Source organism: Acinetobacter sp. ANC 5045, assembly GCF_004331005.1.
Lineage (GTDB): Bacteria > Pseudomonadota > Gammaproteobacteria > Pseudomonadales > Moraxellaceae > Acinetobacter > Acinetobacter towneri.
Genome location: NZ_SJNS01000001.1, coordinates 575,275 through 593,478, shown reverse-complemented (window position 1 = coordinate 593,478; position 18,204 = coordinate 575,275). Strand labels below are relative to the sequence as shown.

The 18,204-nt window shown below is 40.2% G+C and carries 16 protein-coding genes and 1 riboswitch; of the genes, 9 read left to right on the top strand and 7 right to left on the bottom strand.

Annotated features, from left to right (window positions below; genetic code table 11):
- Positions 1 to 33 precede the first annotated feature (33 nt).
- Positions 34 to 651 carry a hypothetical protein gene (locus tag E0H79_RS02940; RefSeq protein WP_131260773.1) on the bottom strand — a complete coding sequence of 206 codons (618 nt, stop codon included), beginning with the start codon at positions 649 to 651 and terminating at the stop codon, positions 34 to 36.
- 139 nt (positions 652 to 790) lie between these two features.
- Between E0H79_RS02940 and baeS the strand changes: the two genes are divergently transcribed.
- From baeS to E0H79_RS15490, 4 genes are all read left to right on the top strand, one after another.
- A complete protein-coding gene (baeS, locus tag E0H79_RS02935; protein WP_131260772.1) occupies positions 791 to 2,446 on the top strand; it encodes a sensor histidine kinase efflux regulator BaeS in 1,656 nt (551 codons plus the stop codon).
- Positions 2,447 to 2,466: 20 nt separating this feature from the next.
- Positions 2,467 to 3,153, top strand: coding sequence for a response regulator (locus tag E0H79_RS02930; RefSeq protein ID WP_131260771.1), 687 nt, complete (start codon positions 2,467 to 2,469; stop codon positions 3,151 to 3,153).
- A gap of 101 nt (positions 3,154 to 3,254) precedes the next feature.
- Positions 3,255 to 4,649 carry a hypothetical protein gene (locus tag E0H79_RS02925; protein ID WP_131260770.1) on the top strand — a complete coding sequence of 465 codons (1,395 nt, stop codon included), beginning with the start codon at positions 3,255 to 3,257 and terminating at the stop codon, positions 4,647 to 4,649.
- 81 nt (positions 4,650 to 4,730) lie between these two features.
- Positions 4,731 to 5,801: a hypothetical protein gene (locus tag E0H79_RS15490; protein ID WP_228258758.1), complete on the top strand. Its 1,071-nt coding sequence runs from the start codon at positions 4,731 to 4,733 to the stop codon at positions 5,799 to 5,801.
- Positions 5,802 to 5,865: 64 nt separating this feature from the next.
- On the opposite strand, the gene E0H79_RS02915 is transcribed toward E0H79_RS15490, so the two are convergent.
- The 6 genes from E0H79_RS02915 to E0H79_RS02890 form a co-directional block, all read right to left on the bottom strand.
- Entirely contained in the window at positions 5,866 to 6,243 is a 378-nt protein-coding gene (locus tag E0H79_RS02915; RefSeq protein WP_131260790.1) for an MmcQ/YjbR family DNA-binding protein, read from the bottom strand.
- 127 nt (positions 6,244 to 6,370) lie between these two features.
- On the bottom strand, positions 6,371 to 7,816 hold the full coding sequence (locus tag E0H79_RS02910) for a protein adenylyltransferase SelO (RefSeq protein WP_131260769.1): 1,446 nt from the start codon (positions 7,814 to 7,816) through the stop codon (positions 6,371 to 6,373).
- A 124-nt stretch (positions 7,817 to 7,940) separates the two neighbouring features.
- Entirely contained in the window at positions 7,941 to 9,107 is a 1,167-nt protein-coding gene (locus tag E0H79_RS02905) for an acyl-CoA desaturase (RefSeq protein WP_096901530.1), read from the bottom strand.
- Between the two features lie 289 nt (positions 9,108 to 9,396).
- Positions 9,397 to 10,110 carry a glycerophosphodiester phosphodiesterase gene (locus E0H79_RS02900; RefSeq protein WP_004975054.1) on the bottom strand — a complete coding sequence of 238 codons (714 nt, stop codon included), beginning with the start codon at positions 10,108 to 10,110 and terminating at the stop codon, positions 9,397 to 9,399.
- A gap of 168 nt (positions 10,111 to 10,278) precedes the next feature.
- Positions 10,279 to 10,863 (bottom strand): cob(I)yrinic acid a,c-diamide adenosyltransferase, encoded by a 585-nt coding sequence (locus tag E0H79_RS02895; RefSeq protein ID WP_004975056.1) that lies wholly within the window; start codon positions 10,861 to 10,863, stop codon positions 10,279 to 10,281.
- Positions 10,864 to 11,002: 139 nt separating this feature from the next.
- Complete coding sequence (locus tag E0H79_RS02890; protein ID WP_131260768.1) at positions 11,003 to 12,883, bottom strand: TonB-dependent receptor plug domain-containing protein; 1,881 nt, start codon at positions 12,881 to 12,883, stop codon at positions 11,003 to 11,005.
- A gap of 35 nt (positions 12,884 to 12,918) precedes the next feature.
- Positions 12,919 to 13,143: riboswitch (cobalamin riboswitch) on the bottom strand.
- Between the two features lie 192 nt (positions 13,144 to 13,335).
- Here E0H79_RS02890 and E0H79_RS02885 point away from each other — a divergent pair.
- The 5 genes from E0H79_RS02885 to E0H79_RS02865 all read left to right on the top strand — a co-directional run bounded on the left by E0H79_RS02885 (position 13,336) and on the right by E0H79_RS02865 (position 18,083).
- Positions 13,336 to 13,989: a phosphoribosylanthranilate isomerase gene (locus E0H79_RS02885; RefSeq protein WP_131260767.1), complete on the top strand. Its 654-nt coding sequence runs from the start codon at positions 13,336 to 13,338 to the stop codon at positions 13,987 to 13,989.
- Complete coding sequence (gene trpB, locus E0H79_RS02880; RefSeq protein WP_004975067.1) at positions 13,961 to 15,205, top strand: tryptophan synthase subunit beta; 1,245 nt, start codon at positions 13,961 to 13,963, stop codon at positions 15,203 to 15,205. Before E0H79_RS02885 ends, trpB begins: the two co-directional genes overlap by 29 nt.
- A gap of 174 nt (positions 15,206 to 15,379) precedes the next feature.
- A complete protein-coding gene (locus tag E0H79_RS02875; protein WP_131260766.1) occupies positions 15,380 to 15,901 on the top strand; it encodes a DUF1543 domain-containing protein in 522 nt (173 codons plus the stop codon).
- Between the two features lie 203 nt (positions 15,902 to 16,104).
- Positions 16,105 to 17,097 (top strand): DUF2804 domain-containing protein, encoded by a 993-nt coding sequence (locus tag E0H79_RS02870; protein ID WP_004975070.1) that lies wholly within the window; start codon positions 16,105 to 16,107, stop codon positions 17,095 to 17,097.
- Positions 17,098 to 17,276: 179 nt separating this feature from the next.
- Positions 17,277 to 18,083: an enoyl-ACP reductase FabI gene (locus tag E0H79_RS02865; protein ID WP_004975071.1), complete on the top strand. Its 807-nt coding sequence runs from the start codon at positions 17,277 to 17,279 to the stop codon at positions 18,081 to 18,083.
- The last annotated feature ends 121 nt before the right edge of the window (positions 18,084 to 18,204 follow it).

The window sequence follows — 18,204 nt, the reverse complement described above, 5'->3', positions numbered from 1 at the left end:
CCTTTTTTATCTATTTATGCTTTTTAGAGTGGCTTAAGCAGCCTTATCTGGTGCTGAAACAGGTGCTTTAGGCTGGAAGTGAACGATACATTTGCCATCTATTGTTTGTATGCCGACTTTTAGCTGCACGGCTTTACCATCGGTTTGACCTTGGCAGGCTTTGGTCGCAGCTTGTTGACGCGCTTGACGTTCAGCTAAACGTTGATCGTATTGCTGGGTTAACTCAGCACGTTTCGCATCGGTTAGTGGTTCGCCACGATGCATATGCATGCCACGGAATTGACCACGATCGGCTTTATCGGCACGCATTGGGTGATGTTCACCACGTTTCATTTCATCACGGTTCGGTTTAAATGTAATCGCACATGTGCCTTCTAGTGTTTGCTCACCTGCTTTGACTTGGACTGCTGAACCCACCGCTTTGCCATCGCAGGCTTTTTTTATGTCTTGCATGACTTGTTTACGTTCAGTACGCATTTTTTCAAATTGTTTGCGTTGTTCAGGCGTCATGTGACGGTCTTTCTGATAATGACCATGCATATATTGCGACTGCTTCATATCTTTTGGTGCTTGGGTGGATTGACAGGCAGTCAACGCACCTACAGATAAAACGCTGGCAGTGGCTAAAGCAATTTTTGTCATCTTATTCATTCTAAATTCCCCCATACAAGAGCATGTGATTTTGGATGATTAAAGATTAAATAATAAAGATGTAGAAACAATGGAGAGTTTTTTCTAGCACTGTTGGTTACAATGCTCAAAATCGACAAAAAAAGCTGAGATTGCGCTTTTGAAAATTCGCCGTATACCCATCGCATTACGCCTGTTCTTAACAGTGCTGCTGACGACCTTTCTGATTACCACGGTCAGCTTGGGGGTATTGCATGTCAATATGCAGCGAAACTTCAGCAAATATGTGGCCGATGTCGAAATGCAAAAGCTGGACTTGCTCACTCAAAACTTGGCAGAAGTCTATGCGGTATATCACGATTGGGGCAACGCCATTCAGGCGCAAATTCTCCAAATTGAAGGTGAGGCTGCACCCGATGATTATGACCGTTTATCGCGGTGGTGGTTGCGCCGTCAGTATGACATTGCCTTGCAGCAGCGTTATTTTCAGGAACATACCTTAGCCAATGTGAACCCAAGTGTGGTCGAACCTGATCCAGCCAAACGACAAGCCAATGCCGCAGAACTTCGCTGGTTAGAACTGAATTTACCTTCACAATTCCAGCCATTTGAAGGTTTGGTATTTCCTTTAAGTGCCAATCAAAATGCTTTCCGTTCAGATCGTAAAAATGAAGGACACCAAAACACGACAGAATCATCTGGAAAAAAACAATTTATTTCGATGCCTGACCGTTTAGGCTTGAGTTCACGCTTATCTTTATATGATGCCCAGCGGCAATTTGTAGTGGGAGAGCCTGCTGAAACTCAAATTTCCTTTCGTCCAATTATGGTCGGTGAAAAAATCGTGGGTTATCTGGGCTTAAAACCTGTGTTAGATCAGGAAGATGCTTTAAGTATTAATTTTTTTAGTAAACAAACTCGTTATTTATTATTGGCTTATGCTTTAAGTATTTTGGCGAGCTTGATTGCTGCCTTATTGTTGGCGACCTATTTTAAAAAGCCAATTCAGCGCTTATTAAATGGCACACGTGAATTAACCAAAGGCCATTATCAGCATCAGGTCAAGGTCAATCGTAATGATGAGTTGGGTGATTTATCTACCGAATTGAATCATTTGGCGGTGATTTTAGATCAACATGAAACTTCACGTCGTCAGTGGGTGGCAGATACTTCGCATGAATTAAAAACGCCATTGGCGGTGTTGCAGGCGCAAATTGAAGCCATGCAAGATGGTATCCGCAAAGCCACACCAGAGCATTTGGCTGCGATGATGCATCAGGTCAATAATCTGAAAAAACTCACACAGGATTTATCGGACTTGGCGCAAGCCGAAGCCATGCAGCTGAAATGCTATTTCTCGAGCATTGATCCATGGCAAGTGATTGAGCAGGAAATCGAAAGCTTTAAGCCGAAATTTGAACAGGCGCAGTTGGACTTGATCGTGTCGGGTGAAGGCACGCAATTACAATTGGATATAGACCGTTTTAAACAAATTATGCTCAACTTGCTCAGTAATAGTATTCGTTATACCGAAGCGGGTGGGCAGGTGCATATTCACACCAGTCAAAGTGCAACAGAATGGACAGTGTATGTAGATGACAGTCCGTTTGGTTTAAGTGATGAACAATTGGCACGTTTGGGTGAGCGTTTTTATCGTGCCGATGATTCACGTACACGCGCCACAGGTGGGACAGGTTTAGGTCTGGCTTTATCGGTCAAAATTGCCAAAGCATTGGGCGGAGAGTTAAGTTTTGCACATTCACCGTTGGGTGGTTTACGCTGCAAATTAAGCTTTCCCAAAACAATCAAATCTTGAAGGACTTTAAGGAATCGTGCATGAAACATATCTTGCTGGTTGAAGATGAAATTGAACTTGCCCAGTTGGTGCGAGATTATTTAGAAGCTGCTGGATTTGAAGTCAGTATGTTTCATGATGGACAAGAGGCCTATGACAGCTTTTTGCAGCGTAAACCGAGCCTGATGATTTTAGACTTGATGATTCCGCGTATGGATGGTTTGACCATTTGCCGCAAAGTGCGTGAACAGTCCGATGTGCCTATTATTATGGTCACGGCACGTACTGAAGAAATTGATCGGGTACTAGGTCTAAACATGGGCGCAGATGACTATGTGTGTAAGCCTTTTAGCCCGAAAGAGTTGGTGGCTCGTGTGCAGGCAGTATTGCGCCGTCTGGAACGTAAAAATGAGCCAGAAAGTAATGATTTATTCCGTATGGATAAAGCACAGCAGCGCATTTGGTATCAACAAAAAACCTTGAATTTGACCCCAACCGAATTCCGTTTATTGGAATTGTTTTTAGAGCATGTCGGGCAGGTGTATTCACGCGCGCAGTTGCTAGACCATATTAACCCAGACAGTTTTGAAGTGGCAGATCGTGTAATTGATAGCCACATTAAAAACTTGCGCCGTAAAATTTCTGACGCTGCCGAAACGGGAAATCGTCATGAATGGATTCAGGCGGTGTATGGTGTGGGCTATCGTTTTGAGTATCCTGAAGAGTGATTTAGAATAAAAGATATATTTATAATATATTGTTAAGCGGTTGAAAAAGTGATATTTTTCAACCGTTTTTTTATAACAATTATTTTAGAGGGAAACTCATGATGAAAAAAACGATTTTAACTGTGTCTTGTGCCTTAATTTTGACAGCTTGTGGTGGTGGTGGTGGAAGTGACACTTCACCCAAAAATCCTGCAGATGGTAGTGTCATTCAACAACCAGCCAATGATTTGTCTAATGCAAAAGAGTTGATTCAGACGGTAAATAATATTGTTGCGTATTATGATGGCTTTGCTGATATTAGTGAACGTTATCAACAACCAATACAGGCGATTAATGGTACAACAAGTGATTTGATTGACGCTGCGGATATTGTTATTACATTAGTACGTTTGGCACAGGCAGATGCGGGTGGGAGTAATAAAACATATACAGCCAAAGATTTAGAAAAATTATTAGCATTAGGTGGTTTTACTCAAGAGTACAACATAAAAAATAATACGTTGCAGGTGGTAACGAGTGCAAATAGTGTAAAAGTATCGGGTACATTAAAAGCTGAAACTTTTCAGAATTTTGATTTTGATAAAGCTCAACAAGATAATTGGCCTGATGGTTGGTTTTCAAATCCAGAATATGCTATTTATGGTGATGAAATGGCTATTACTGTAGGTAATTTTACAGTTGAGGAACCTGTTTTAGATCAGGTAAATACTACTTTAAATGCGACAATTGGTGCTAACAGTATTTTAGAAGTACAAAACTTAGCTAATAATAAAAAAGCAAAATTAAGTTTTAGTAACACCAGTGCAATTGCAGTAACGTATGCGGATGCAATGAAAATGGATGAGCGAGCTGCAGAAGAATTACCACAAAATGCTCAATTAAAGTTTTTAAATGTACAGTTTGAAAGTGAAGGATTAACTGCTATTTTGACTGAGTTTTCAGCTCAAGCTAAAGTTGCAAAGTTGACTGATGGCGTAGCTAGTTATGATCAGTTAATACCTGCAGAAATTATTTTAAAAGGTAGTCTTGATCTCAATGATGAATTGCTTCAACTAGATGCAAAGTTAAACTTAAATAATGATTTTAATAAAGTTTATAATATTCTTGTAGAAACACCAGATAATTTTATGGATGCAAGCGTATATCTTAAATTAGCTGGTAATTTAAAAGGTGCTCAAGCTACGACAAAACCATTTGTGTTAAGTGTAAATGCAAAGCGTTCAGAACTCACTAAGGGAACAGCGAATATTGAAGTTGCCGTAGATAAGTCTGTACTAGATATTAATCTAGTAGCACAACAGTTGAATGCTGAACCATTTTTATCTGCTGTTATTAAAAATAAAACAGGTGCTTCGGTCACTATTGAAAATATTGATACATTTACTCAGGCAGATATTATGGTAAATGGAAAATCTCAAGGTAAGGTGACAAAAAACTCAACAGGAAACTATATCGCTTCATTTGTTGATAATCAGATTCTTGTTATAGCTCCTTAATATTATAAGGAAATGGTTTCTTGATACAGTGATGTCTATACAAATAGATTTTTCTGAAATTAAGAAACCATTTTATTTTTTATGAAATATCTATTTTTAATTCTATGTTTTTTTTCAGTTTTCACCTATGCTGCGAGCGTGGAATATCGAGCGGATGCGTCATTATATAGTGAGCCTATTGCTATTGATGCTTTTTTAGATGATTGGCAAGATCCTGATTTTAAAAGTGGCAAGTACGCCTTTGCTCATGGTTTGATGCAGCTTTCTGTGCAACAAGATCAATGGAATTTAGGTTGGTTGTGGCGTTATGATTACATTTTAAAATTTAGTCCAGATATGGCAAAGCTTTATTACCAAATTGAAAATGATTTGCCTTTAGATGCAGAGAGTATGTATGAATTAACACTACATGCACAACATTTAGAGCGTATTGGCGCACGTATAGCATATGACTGGGTGCCCCAATCAAATTGGATACTTACAGCCGGTGTAAGTGCATTATATGGTCGACATTTTGTAGACGGTCAATTTAATGCTTTTGGTGAAACTAATTTAATGCCTCGTTTAGCAGACCGTGTGCAATGGTTGAATGGACAACTTAATTATTATTATGACCAGCCAGCATTAAAAGAGGATGAGTTAGGTCTTGGAGATTTTAGAGCAAAAGAAGGTTATGGTTATGCTTTAGATCTTACTTTACAAGGGGAGTGGTTAGAAAAATGGTACTTGAAATTCCAATTGGAGGATATTTTTAGCTATATGTATTGGGATGAAGCTCCCTATAGCCAATACCAAGCAACATTTGATCAAAACTCTCGACCTCGAATTAATTTAACCGGCACAGTAGCTACAGATAAGAGTTATAAGCAAAAAATTCCATATAAAATTTCGACCGAATTACTTTACAATATTCATTCAGAAATCCAATTAGGAGTTAGTAGTTTTTCTAACCCGTTCACAAGTTTATGGCAAATGCACTTTTTATGGCAACCTGACTCATTGCAATTAGGTCTACATTTTGAGCCACAAACCAAAAGCTTAGGTGTTTCTTTTAGGCATGAAAATATTGGAATGAAGTATTTGACGGATAATTTAAACACAAATCAAGCGCATAGAATGGAAGCCTATTTATTTGCACAATATCAATGGTAAAACTTATTTATTATATTTTTTTCTTTAAATAGGTGTGAGATATAATGATTCCAAAAGAAGAATATTAGGGTGATTTTGTATGAAATGCTTTAATTAGCCCAACCCGTTGTTTTTCTACTTTCCTTAATTTTGCGACCACCAATTCATACGAGTTTAAGACCAAATCTTGCACCAATTGCTCATCTAAATTGTCATCTGCAAAAATTGAAATCCAATGTTGTTTATTCATGTGCCAGCCCGCACGAATATAAGGATAAAAATCACGTAACATCGCACCATGCTCAGGTTTAACTTTTAGATTGATGATGGCATGACCATTTAAATACAGACTCAGCATAAATACTTTATCGAAAATTTTATGCACCAAGCAGCCATCACCAAAAGGTTCGCTCAGGCTAACCGCAGGCAATTGTGTTGCAACCCTTGCTGCGATTTGATGCATAGATGACGGTGTTTGTGCCACTTATTTTCCCCGAAAAGTTTATCCTGTGGATAACCACAGCTTTTTCCACAGAAAATGTGTATAACTTTGTTGGAATTCTAAACGTCCTTTGGCGAGTGCATCAGTATTAAGATGAACAACTCACCATCACTTCTGGCACATCACTTGGTAAAGGTGCTAAATCTTCAGGTTTTTCCAATGCTGTTTGCTGAATATACGGCTGGCTGAGCAAGTTAAATAAACGCTCAACTTCTGAAAAATCATCACGTTCTGCTTGCTCAATCGCCTTTTGTGCCATGTGATTGCGCAAAATATAGTGAGGGTTTACCTGTTGCATTGCAGCATCTAAAGCATCGGTATCTTGATGTTCACGAATCTGTAAATACTGTGCCAAAAAGCTTTCCCACTGTCTACGATCCAAACAATCATCCAGTATTTTAGTATATTGTTTATTTTGTAGGCGGATGAAGCTCTGGGTGTAATCCAGTTGTTCACTTTGCAAAATGCGTAAGAAGTTGGTAGCGCAATCAAAACTGTCTTTGTGGAAACTTGGTAGTCCCATTTTTTCACATAAACCGAGTTTGTAATGCTCTAAAAAAGTGGGTTCAAAATGTTCTAAACATGCTGCTAGTGCTTGTTTCCAGTGTTCTTTCTGATCTGGGTTTTGCTCAAGCGAAATTAAATTGTTCAACCAAACCCACAAATTCCAGTGCGCCACGCTCGGTTGTTGTTGATAAGTATAACGTCCTTGATAGTCCGAATGGTTGTTGATCCAGTTGGGACGAAAACGCTCCATAAAACCATAAGGACCAAAATCGAGTGTTGAACCTGTGATATTTAAATTATCGGTGTTCATCACCCCATGCGCAAAACCGACCAATTGCCATTTGGCAATCATGACAGCGGTACGTTGAATAACTTGCGTAGCAAAGGCGAGTACAGGCTGTTCGGCTGCCAAGCATTCTGGATAGTGCCATTCGATACACTTTTGCACAAACTCTGGCAGTAATTCAGGTTGATACTGATTGATCCATTCAAAATGCCCCAAACGAATATGACAGTCTGATGTGCGTAATAGCATTGCACCAAGTTCTAATTTTTCACGTTGTACACCTTGAGTGGATGAGGTAAATCCAACAGCATTGCTTGATGGCACACCCAGCGCATTTAAAGCATGACCTGCCAAATATTCACGAATCACTGAACGTAACACGGCACGTCCATCCCCCATACGTGAATAAGGCGTTTCCCCCGCACCTTTTAAATGCAGGTCGATTGTACGTTGATGTGTGTCCAAAACTTGCGCAATGAGTAAACCGCGTCCATCTCCCAATTGACCTGCCCACTGACCAAATTGATGTCCTGCATAGACCATTGCCAAAGCAGGAAATTCTTTAAACGTCTTTTGACCACTGCAAATTTCCACCCATTGCTGTTGTTCTTCGGCTGTCCATTGCAGTTCTTTTGCCAAGGCTGCATTAAAGTGTCCTGCTTTTGTACCTTTTAAAGGTAAAGGCTGCTGCATGTGATAAAGACGGGCGGGCAGGGTCGGATAACGTGGATTAAATTGCATGATGATGAAGCGCTTGGCACAAAGTGAGTTTCACTATAGCAAACTTAGACTTTAAAAACTGTAGTCTAAAAATGCAGAAAGCCCTGAACAGGTCAGGGCTTTCGCAGTGCATCAGAACAGAGGTTTATTCAGATACAGGATTCTTTTTCAGGTTGCGCATCAGCAAGTTCAAGGTTTCACGATGGTGTGAAAGACGCTGTTCAACCAACTGGAATTCAACTTTCAATTTGTCATCCATTTGGTGAATTTTTTCTGCTACAGAAGCTTTTTTCGCCTGAATTTCTTGCTCTTTTAACTTTGCCCAATCGTTCAGGGTTTGGGTAAAGGCATCATATTCTTGCGAAATACGGCTTTTAACTTGGCCAATGTCATCATTTACATTGTGTCCATAGACCGCCAAGTCTTGCTCTGCATATTTAAAACGCATCGCCAATTCTGCTTTTTTAATATTAAAGCTTGGAATACGGCGTAAGTTTTTCGCTAAGCCCAACTTCGAGCATGACCAAATTAACCATTTAGTTGGGTCATATTGCCACCATTTTACGCCATTACGATAATCATACTGGAAAATGTGGTGATAGTTATGATAACCCTCGCCCCAAGTGGCAATTGCTAACCAGAAGTTATCACGCGCGGTATTTTCGTCAGTATAAGGACGCGAACCCCACATGTGGCACAGCGAGTTAATAAAGAAGGTAACATGGTGGCTTAAAATCAGACGCATTAAACCGCCCAATAACAACACGCCCCACATATCGCCCACAGCCCAACCAATTGGCACCAAAATGCCAACGTGAACTGCAATTACGAGCGGAATATAGTATTTGTGTTGGAACATCACCAACTTGTCATTTAACAAATCTGGCGCATTTTTAAAGTTTGGCTCTGCGGCAGGGTAGTCACGTAGCATCCAGCCCATGTGCGCAAACCAAAAACCATTATTAATTGAATATGGGTCTTTTTCGACATCATCAACATGGCGGTGATGGGTGCGGTGACCTGAACCCCAGAACAAAATACTGTTCTGAACGGCAAATGTTCCCATAATCATTAAAATGATTTTCAAGGGAAGGGTAGCTTCATAAGCACGGTGTGCCCATAAACGGTGATAACCTGCTGTAATACCCAAGCTACTTACGCCAAGTAATACAAACATGCTGATCCAAGCGGCTAAGCTAAAATCATGGTGATAGGCATACCAAGGAATCGCGATCACTGCAACAATAGGTAAGAAAACCAGTGCAAAGATGGCAATCCAGTTGATTGGGGCTTTGGGTAAGGGAGCATTCATCTCCAACAGCACTCCTAGAACCTTGGGAGGTATAAATGGACGCTTAATCCGTTATAACGCTATGACCGATCTATAGATTGAAATCATAGTATTAAATTTTTTAGGGATTAATTTTTTCGCATATTAGCATGAGCGTATTCACGATCACAGCATTATTGTACAGTTGTATTGTACTGGGTGGTAACAGAATATAATGGTATCTGCGAGATTTTACGGAAATATGATATACGGTAGCCAAACAAGCACGATAAATCATTTATTTATTCATCAATATGCTTAAGGTTACCGCTTACAAGTGTTGCATCATCAGTTTAGGATAATCGGTAATTAAACCCTGAATCCCTAAATCTTTAAGCTGTTTGGCGCGTTCAATCTGGTTGACTGTCCAAACGCTGATATTCAGTTTGGCCTGTTGTGTGGCTTGAATGAGCGCACCGGTTGCGAGTTCGTTCATCCAACCAATTTGGCAACAACCTAATTCTAAAGCCTGATCAATGGCTTGATATTGCAGATCATCTTCAACCAATAAACCGCGTTTAAAGCGTGATTTTTGTTGTTGCAAAGCCCAGTGAATTTTCGGATCAAAACTGGTGATGATGGCGTTGTGTTCAAAACCCTTCAAATGTTGCTCTAAACTTTGGGTAATTTTTTCGGCAGCGGCATGCGAGTTGACCGCTTTGACTTCTACTTCAATATGATCAAAATTTTGAATAATGGTCATGGTTTGATTGAGTAGGGGCGTGGTTTCGACTTTATTCCAGTCCGACCACATCACCGCATGATTGTAATGGTTTAAATCTTCCAGACTACATTCATACAGTGCTTTGTCTTGTCCTGTGGTGCGAATGAATTGATCATCATGCATAACCACTAAGGCATTGTCTTTGAGTTGACGCACATCAAACTCAACCGCTCGAATGCCAATATTTTGAATATATTCAAAACCACCGAGTGTGTTTTCAGGCGCTTCGCCACGCGCACCACGATGACCAATTATGCGCATAATGTGCCCATGAATTGAAAGTTTGCTTTCATTTTGCAAGTACGACGTGACAAAGAGATGACATTTCTTATTTTGGTCGGATGGTGTGAAATTTCAAGCAGCATCCGACGTGATTTTTTAGATGCAAAATCAGGGCTTTATTTTAGTTTCCGATTCTAGAGTGTGATGTCAGTTACCAATACTGTCGTTGATGTTCTTTTGCCATAACACTTCGCTGCCTCTTTCGGCACGTTGCAAGCTGCGAGATGCCACAAATAGCCAGTCAGACAGTCGGTTCAGTAATTGCAAAGATGGTGCCTGAATATTTTGATCACGGTTGTGTACGGTCATTAAACTACGTTCTGCACGACGACATACGGCACGGGCTTGATGTGCATAACTGCATGCCAATGTACCTGCAGGCAGAATAAATTCTTTGAGCATTGGCAGGCTTTCATTCATGCGGTCAATGTCTTGTTCTAGGAACTCAATCGCAAGTGGTTGTACGAGATGGTAATTGGGGATACAGACTTCACCGCCTAAATCGAATAGCCAGTGCTGAATCAGGCTAAGCGATTTGTCCCAAGTGTTTTTGTCTTGAATGTTGCTATGTGTAATTTGTGAGCGCAATACGCCTATGCAGGCATTGAGTTCATCGACATCGCCCAGTGCATGAATGCGTAAGTCGTCTTTGGCGACACGTGAGCCATCGCCCAGTCCTGTTGTGCCTGAATCGCCTGTGCGGGTGTAGATTTTGCTTAAACGGTGGCCCATGATCGTTCCTTGTTTGAAAGTGAAAGTTGCGTTTACTTGGTTGTAAGAAATAAAAGCTGGCGCAATAAAAAAGGATAATGTCGGTCATTACATTATCCATAAACTGCGCTGTTTTAAAGTTTTTGTTGTTATGCGGGTTTTAGTAGCGGAAAGTTACACCAGCAGAAGCGAGGCGACCGCCGTTGATGTACCAACCATCACCAAAGTTATCTGCAATTTTGTATTCAACATCTCCGATATTTTGAATATTGCTAAAAACCTTAATATTCGGGTTAATATTCCAGTACATATTTAAATCAACTGTAGCATAACCAGGTACTTTAACTTTGTTTGCATGATCGGCATAAATGTCTGAACGTGCAATTACAGAAGCACTCACTCCATAAGAGGCATTTTCTAGACCGGTGGATAGAGTAAAGGTCTGTTTTGGTCGGTATGCAATATTATTGTTGGTTTTCTTATTTTTTGAATCTGCATAGGCATATTCAGTGGTTAAGAAGATATCTTGCTCTTTCCATTTAAAGCCAATTTCACCACCATTGACTTCAGATTTTTCTATATTGGCAAAGCTTGATTTGTTTTGCCCAAGATAGTTGGTAACAATAAGATTTTTAATGCGAGTGTGATAGGTAGAAAAATATGCTGTTAATTGGTTATTTATTTTTTGATCTACACCAATTTCATAGGCCATACTTTTTTCTGGTTTTAAATTGGGATTACCATAAGTTGGATAAGAACCCTCTACAAAATAATATAACTCTGTCAAAGATGGCGTTTTAAATGCAGAGCCAATATTTGCATAAATACTTGTGGCTGGTAAAATTTGATAGCGAATAGCGCCTTGTCCAACAGTATGTGTTCCAAACAATTCATTATCTTCGGTGCGAATGCCTACTTGTGTATTTAATTTTTCAGATTTATGTTGATGTTGTAAATAATAACCAACTGAATCTATATCCTGTTTTTCATTTTTTATAGATTTGCTTTCAAAGTTGGACTTTAGATAAGTGCTACCTAATAAAATACTTTGCTGCGGTGTTAATGACCATCGAAGATTTAAATCCCCTTCTTTGTTTTCTGTGTCAAAATGACCAGGTTCGCTGTCTAAGACATATTGATTATCTATAAAGTTAGAAAGTCTTGCAGAAAGTGTTAGGTTATCTTGAAGATCAAATTCAGTATTTACGTTGATTAAACGATTTTCAAAAAAACGTTTAGCTTTATTTTGACTAGTTGCCCAATCATAGAACTGGTTCGTTCCTTCATTTTGGCTAATAGCAATATTCGCTTTTATATTATCTTTATTATCGTATCCGACCTTTGCACTGTATCCTTTTTGATCATAACTCGCTTTTTGGCTTTTATTTTGATAGTCGAGAATTTTTGTTCCATCCGTTTCTAGACGTTGGCCTCTAATCTGTGCATAAAAATTATCCTGTACAAGATCACTACCAATAATAGTTTTATATGTTTTATTTTCTGCATAAATACCAGTAATAAATCCAGAATTTTGGGTTGGAGTTGTTGTTATCATTTGTACAACACCACCAATGGCATCAGTACCATATTGTACTGATGCTGGACCCTTTAGAATTTCAATTTGTTTTAGGTCAGAGGTATCGATAAATGTCGGGAAAAGAGCACTAAAGTGGTTTTGGCTATTTAAACGGGCACCATCTTTAAGAACAAGGGTATGGTTGGATTTTGTACCACGAATTGAAATTTCTGTAGTTTGTCCCATGCCACCATATTGTTTCATAAAAACACTAGGGTCTTTTTGTACTTCATCTGACAAATTTAGAATAGGATTACGCTCAATACTATTTTGATCAATTACATTAATCCGTGCAGGCACATCTTTAATATTTTGTTCACTACGTGAAGCAGTAACAACAAGCGTATCTAAAGCAGCATTCACCACACGCTGATCTTGCGATTCTGCAGCAAAAACTGAAGTTGAAAAACCCATTGCAAGCGCAATTGCGCCCACTAAAGCAGTAGGCTGAAAAAGAGTAGACATGACTTTGCTCCATACATTCACCCCACGTGAATGATTGAGTTAAGGGCACAACAAGCAGGTCTCCGGACTTCAATGTGCCAAGCATCTTCTAATTTATGATTGCTTCGCTATATATCCACCTTCCCATATTGTTCATACAGTGGTGTAAATCATAAGATTTAAATTGATATACGTTTCATGGTTACCGTTGCGGGGGCAGTGTTGGACTTTCACCAACTTCCCTAAAGCTCAAAGCTAGAACTCGTTGCATTTGCGCGAAGTATAAAGTCTGTATGCCATTTAAACAACGGAAATGCAGAATAATCCGCCTGAACTTCACTCAACCCCTTAAAATTGCATTACAATGATTCGCCCCAATATCTGATTTTGTTAGTGTGAACAGACAATTTAAAAGTCACGCACAGCAAGATCAGCAAAATGAAGATTGAAAATCAGGATTAGAGTCCAAAACGATGCGTACCCGTGCCAAAATTTGCGGAATCACGCGAATTCAAGATATAAACAGTGTTGTGCATGCGGGTGCAGATGCAATTGGCTTGGTGTTTTATCCTCCAAGTCCGCGCAATGTGAGCATTAAACAAGCACAAGGCTTGCTGCAACACATTCCCGCTTATGTGCAAGTGGTCGGTTTATTTGTCAATGCAACGGCAGATGAAATTGCCACTGTATTGAAACAAGTACCTTTAGATATTCTGCAATTTCATGGTGATGAAACACCCTTGCAATGTCAGCAAATAGCACAGCAAGTTGGACGTCGATGGTACAAAGCCATTCAGGTCAAACCTGATTTAAATGTGTTAGATGCGATAAAAAGCTATCAACAAGCAGGTGCAAGCGCAGTATTATTAGACGCGTGGCATCCTGAACTCAAAGGTGGAACAGGACACAGTTTTGACTGGTCAAAATTCCCCAAACTCGATATTCCTTTAATTTTGGCGGGTGGTTTAAACCCTGAAAATATTGAAGATGCAATTCAGACGACTCAAGCCTATGCCGTTGATGTCAGTGGCGGAGTTGAGTCTGCAAAAGGTATTAAAGACCAACAACTCATAGAAAACTTCATGCAAGGAGTCCAACGTGGATCAGCAAAGTACAAATCACAATAACTCAGTGATTGACTATACCCAATTCCCAGATGCAAAAGGGCATTTTGGTATCCATGGCGGACGTTTTGTGTCAGAAACGCTGATGGCGGCTTTACAAGATTTAGAGAAATTGTATTTCCGCATGAAAGATGATCCGCAGTTTTTGGCAGAATTCGACCGCGATCTCGCCTACTATGTAGGTCGTCCTAGTCCTTTGTATTATGCTGAGCGATGGTCAAAAGAGTTGGGTGGTGCACAAATTTACTTAAAACGTGAAGATTTGAACCATACTGGCTCACATAAAGTGAACAACACCATTGGTCAGGCACTGTTGGCAAAACTGTCTGGTAAAAAACGCATTATTGCCGAAACAGGTGCAGGTCAGCACGGTGTAGCAACCGCGACCATTGCCGCTCGTTTAGGCTTGGAATGTGTGGTGTTCATGGGTGCAGAAGACGTGAAGCGTCAGGCCATGAACGTGTACCGTATGCGTTTACTTGGTGCAACTGTTGTACCTGTAGAAAGTGGCTCAAAAACCTTAAAAGATGCCATGAACGAAGCCATGCGTGACTGGGTGACCAATGTCGATTCAACGTATTATGTGATTGGTACTGTGGCAGGCCCACATCCGTATCCGCAATTGGTACGTGATTTCCAGTCGATTATTGGTCGTGAAGCACGTCGTCAAATTCAAGAGCAGGCAGGTCGTTTACCTGACGCACTTGTGGCTTGTGTTGGTGGTGGTTCCAATGCGATGGGCTTGTTCTATCCATTCTTGAATGATGCCGAAGTGAAAATGTACGGTGTCGAAGCTGCGGGCTTGGGCATTGAAACAGGCAAACACTCTGCGCCATTGAATGCAGGACACGTAGGCGTATTGCACGGTAACCGTACTTATTTAATGTCGGATGCGCAAGGTCAGATCATTGAAACACATTCTATTTCTGCAGGTCTAGATTACCCAGGTGTAGGGCCAGAGCACAGCTTCCTGAAAGATATGCACCGTGTAGATTACGTGCCAATCAATGACCAAGAAGCCTTGCAAGGTTTCCGTGATTTAACCCGTATTGAAGGGATTATTCCTGCTTTAGAAAGCTCGCATGCTATGGCTTATGTAAGCAAGCTTGCACCAACGATGGATAAAGACCAAATCATTATTGCGACTGTTTCAGGTCGTGGTGATAAAGACTTAATGACTGTTGCCCGCATTGATGGCGTGGAAATGGTCGATATGTAAATCGCAAGCTGCTTGAAATAAAGCATGCTACATTTCAATTCAATCGTGCTGAAGCAATTCGGCACGATTTTTTATTTGGAGGATTGAAAAATTCTCGCTACTTTAAACAATCATGCTTAAAAAGCATCAACCTTAAAAGCCATCATGCTTAGGAAATTTGCGTAGGAGTCGGATATGCCCAGTTTATTTATCGTGATGTTAGGCGGGCGTCATGCGCGAGCCAATACTGAAGTGCATGATGTGGTACTTGCGGTAGGCGATTCTTTAGAACAGACCTATCCGCAACTCAAGCAGGCTTGGTTTGCAGAGCCGAAAGGTTTACATATTGACGCATGGGCGCAAATTAATGGTGTTGAGTTTGAAGGTAAATCCTACTATTTAAAATTTACCGATGCACAGCCGAATCAGGCAGAAAACCGACTGTATTTAATTAATTTGGGTGGATATGACCCGCGTGAGTTTGGCGAATTACATCGTTATGTTTTGGTGGTGGCGCAAAATCCAATGGTGGCAAAACAGCGTGGTAAAACCTATTTTGCTAAGCATTGGCAAAAACAACATACCGATCGGGTCTTAGAGGTAGATGATTGTATTGCCATAGATCAGGTGTATGGTCGCTATGTGCAGTTGGTTGAAGGCTCATTTTCAGGCAATCGTTGGGAAAATACCTATCTGACTTTGAATGCTGATGCTTAAATACCTTCAGAATATTGAGGGGAAGATATCTATTAATTTATATTTTGTATATTTAGTGAACGCTCAAGCCTTAAAATAGTAAAACAATCTATGCTTTTATAGTTTTTTGAACAAAATCATAAGCTGCGGGTTTTTTGTACATGCATTTGTAGGCATAATACGACCAAAGATGAATTGTTTTTAGACAATAGGGAATGTCTTCAATGGATTTAATTCAGGCGAATGGACAACCGCATTATGGACGTTTTAGTGAACTTCCCAAAAAAATTGATTATCAGGCTTATCAATATAAATCACCGTATGGTGAAGTATTATCGGGTTGGCGTAAACGCTTAAAATATAAAAAGTTTAAATTTTGTAGTATTCAGCACGAACACTATACCATTGGGCTTGCGATTGCCGATATTGCTTGGGCAGGGCACGGTTTTGTCTATATTTATAATCACATGACGGGCGAAGTGCAGGAATGGAATGCGATTAATTTTTTATCGCGTAATACGGTTTTAGATGAGCAACCGTTATTTAATCAAAGTTTTTTTGAAAAATCGCCATTTCAAATTGAAATTCAACATGCCAATGGTGTGCGTTATATCCGCGTGACCAAATATGGTGAAATTAAACTCAGTGCGCGGATATTTTGTGCAGGCACAGACCCGCTAAGTATGTGTAGCCCAACAGGTATTAATGGTTGGACTTACACCCAAAAACTGACCACACTCGGCTGTGAAGGCTATTTTGTTAATAAAACAGGACAAACCATTCAATTCCATGAACGCACCTTTGCTTCTTTAGATGATACCTGCGGTTTTTTACGCCCTGAAACAGCATGGTTTTGGTTGTCGTGCAACTTTTGGGATACCGAAGACCGTCGTGTAGGCTTGAATCTGGCTTCTGGTGTGAATGAAAGTTTTGGCAACGAAAACTGTTTGTGGATTAATGGCGTGCTGTATCCCTTAACAGATGTGTTATTCCAACCTGAGGATGATGGCTCGTGGAGCATTCGCTCACTGGATCATCGTTTGAATTTAACTGTCAGCACAGGTTGGCGCCGTTATGAAAACCTGAATTTGCGTTTGGTTGGTAGTCAGTTTAGCCAATGGCAAGCCAAAATTAGCGGTACTATTCAACAAGACGATACCGAAATTATTTTGTTAAACGAATACGGCTTGCTTGAACAGCATTATGCCAAGTGGTAGGGCAAGTTTTTAACCAAGATTGTACGTCACCACTTGCAGATCATCATGTGACGTCATCTATCACTCACTTGAATCGCCATTGAGTTTTTACATAAACGGCAAAAAAAGGCGCATTATGCAATTTCACTATGCGTTCAGAATTGGCATGATACTGCGAAATATATCAAGGTGAGTTTCACATGGCACAAGGTCTTTTGGCGGGTAAGCGTTTTTTAATTGCTGGTATTGCAAGTAAATTATCTATCGCATTTGGTATTGCAGAAGCATTGCATCGTGAAGGTGCAGAATTAGCATTTACTTATCCGAATGAAAAACTCAAAAAACGTGTTGATGACTTCGCTGCACAATTTGGCTCAAGCATTGTATTGCCTTGCGATGTAGGCGTAGATGCAGAAATTGAGCAAGCTTTTGCTGACTTGGCAAAGCACTGGGATGGTTTGGATGGTTTGGTTCACTCGATTGGTTTTGCGCCTGCGCATACTTTAGATGGTGACTTTACCGATGTTACAGATCGTGATGGTTTCAAAGTTGCGCATGACATTAGTGCTTATAGCTTTATTGCGATGGCACGTGCTGCAAAACCATTATTACAAGCACGCCAAGGTTGCTTATTGACTTTGACTTATCAAGGTTCTGAGCGTGTGATGCCAAACTACAACGTTATGGGTATGGCGAAAGCATCTTTAGAAGCAGGTGTACGCTACTTGGCTTCAAGCTTGGGTGCTGACGGTATTCGCGTAAATGCAATTTCTGCAGGTCCGATTCGTACGCTTGCCGCATCGGGCATTAAATCATTCCGTAAAATGTTAGACCTGAATGAAAAAGTTGCACCTTTAAAACGTAACGTGACCATTGAAGATGTTGGTAATGCGGCATTATTCCTTTGCTCACCATGGGCGAATGGTATTACTGGTGAAATTCTGTATGTCGATGCAGGTTTTAACACGGTTGGTATGAGCGCAGAATTAATGCTAGATGCTGAATAAGCATTGCATCAAGCAGATAAAACCGAAGTTTAGGCTTCGGTTTTTTTATCGCTGCATTTTAAGTAAGAGGTATTTTGCAGATTGCTGTAATTTTATTTTCTTCTTTGACGCATCTGCTGCT

Bases quoted from the DNA above. Each gene is read 5' to 3' on its own strand.
- E0H79_RS02895 (WP_004975056.1), bottom strand. From the start codon at position 10,863: ATGGGCCACCGTTTAAGCAAAATCTACACCCGCACAGGCGATTCAGGC.
- E0H79_RS02910 (WP_131260769.1), bottom strand. From the start codon at position 7,816: ATGCAATTTAATCCACGTTATCCGACCCTGCCCGCCCGTCTTTATCAC.
- E0H79_RS15490 (WP_228258758.1), top strand. From the start codon at position 4,731: ATGAAATATCTATTTTTAATTCTATGTTTTTTTTCAGTTTTCACCTAT.
- E0H79_RS02900 (WP_004975054.1), bottom strand. From the start codon at position 10,110: ATGCGCATAATTGGTCATCGTGGTGCGCGTGGCGAAGCGCCTGAAAAC.
- E0H79_RS02940 (WP_131260773.1), bottom strand. From the start codon at position 651: ATGAATAAGATGACAAAAATTGCTTTAGCCACTGCCAGCGTTTTATCT.
- E0H79_RS02925 (WP_131260770.1), top strand. From the start codon at position 3,255: ATGAAAAAAACGATTTTAACTGTGTCTTGTGCCTTAATTTTGACAGCT.
- E0H79_RS02930 (WP_131260771.1), top strand. From the start codon at position 2,467: ATGAAACATATCTTGCTGGTTGAAGATGAAATTGAACTTGCCCAGTTG.
- E0H79_RS02865 (WP_004975071.1), top strand. From the start codon at position 17,277: ATGGCACAAGGTCTTTTGGCGGGTAAGCGTTTTTTAATTGCTGGTATT.
- E0H79_RS02885 (WP_131260767.1), top strand. From the start codon at position 13,336: ATGCGTACCCGTGCCAAAATTTGCGGAATCACGCGAATTCAAGATATA.
- E0H79_RS02915 (WP_131260790.1), bottom strand. From the start codon at position 6,243: ATGCATCAAATCGCAGCAAGGGTTGCAACACAATTGCCTGCGGTTAGC.
- E0H79_RS02890 (WP_131260768.1), bottom strand. From the start codon at position 12,883: ATGTCTACTCTTTTTCAGCCTACTGCTTTAGTGGGCGCAATTGCGCTT.
- E0H79_RS02905 (WP_096901530.1), bottom strand. From the start codon at position 9,107: ATGAATGCTCCCTTACCCAAAGCCCCAATCAACTGGATTGCCATCTTT.
- E0H79_RS02875 (WP_131260766.1), top strand. From the start codon at position 15,380: ATGCCCAGTTTATTTATCGTGATGTTAGGCGGGCGTCATGCGCGAGCC.
- E0H79_RS02870 (WP_004975070.1), top strand. From the start codon at position 16,105: ATGGATTTAATTCAGGCGAATGGACAACCGCATTATGGACGTTTTAGT.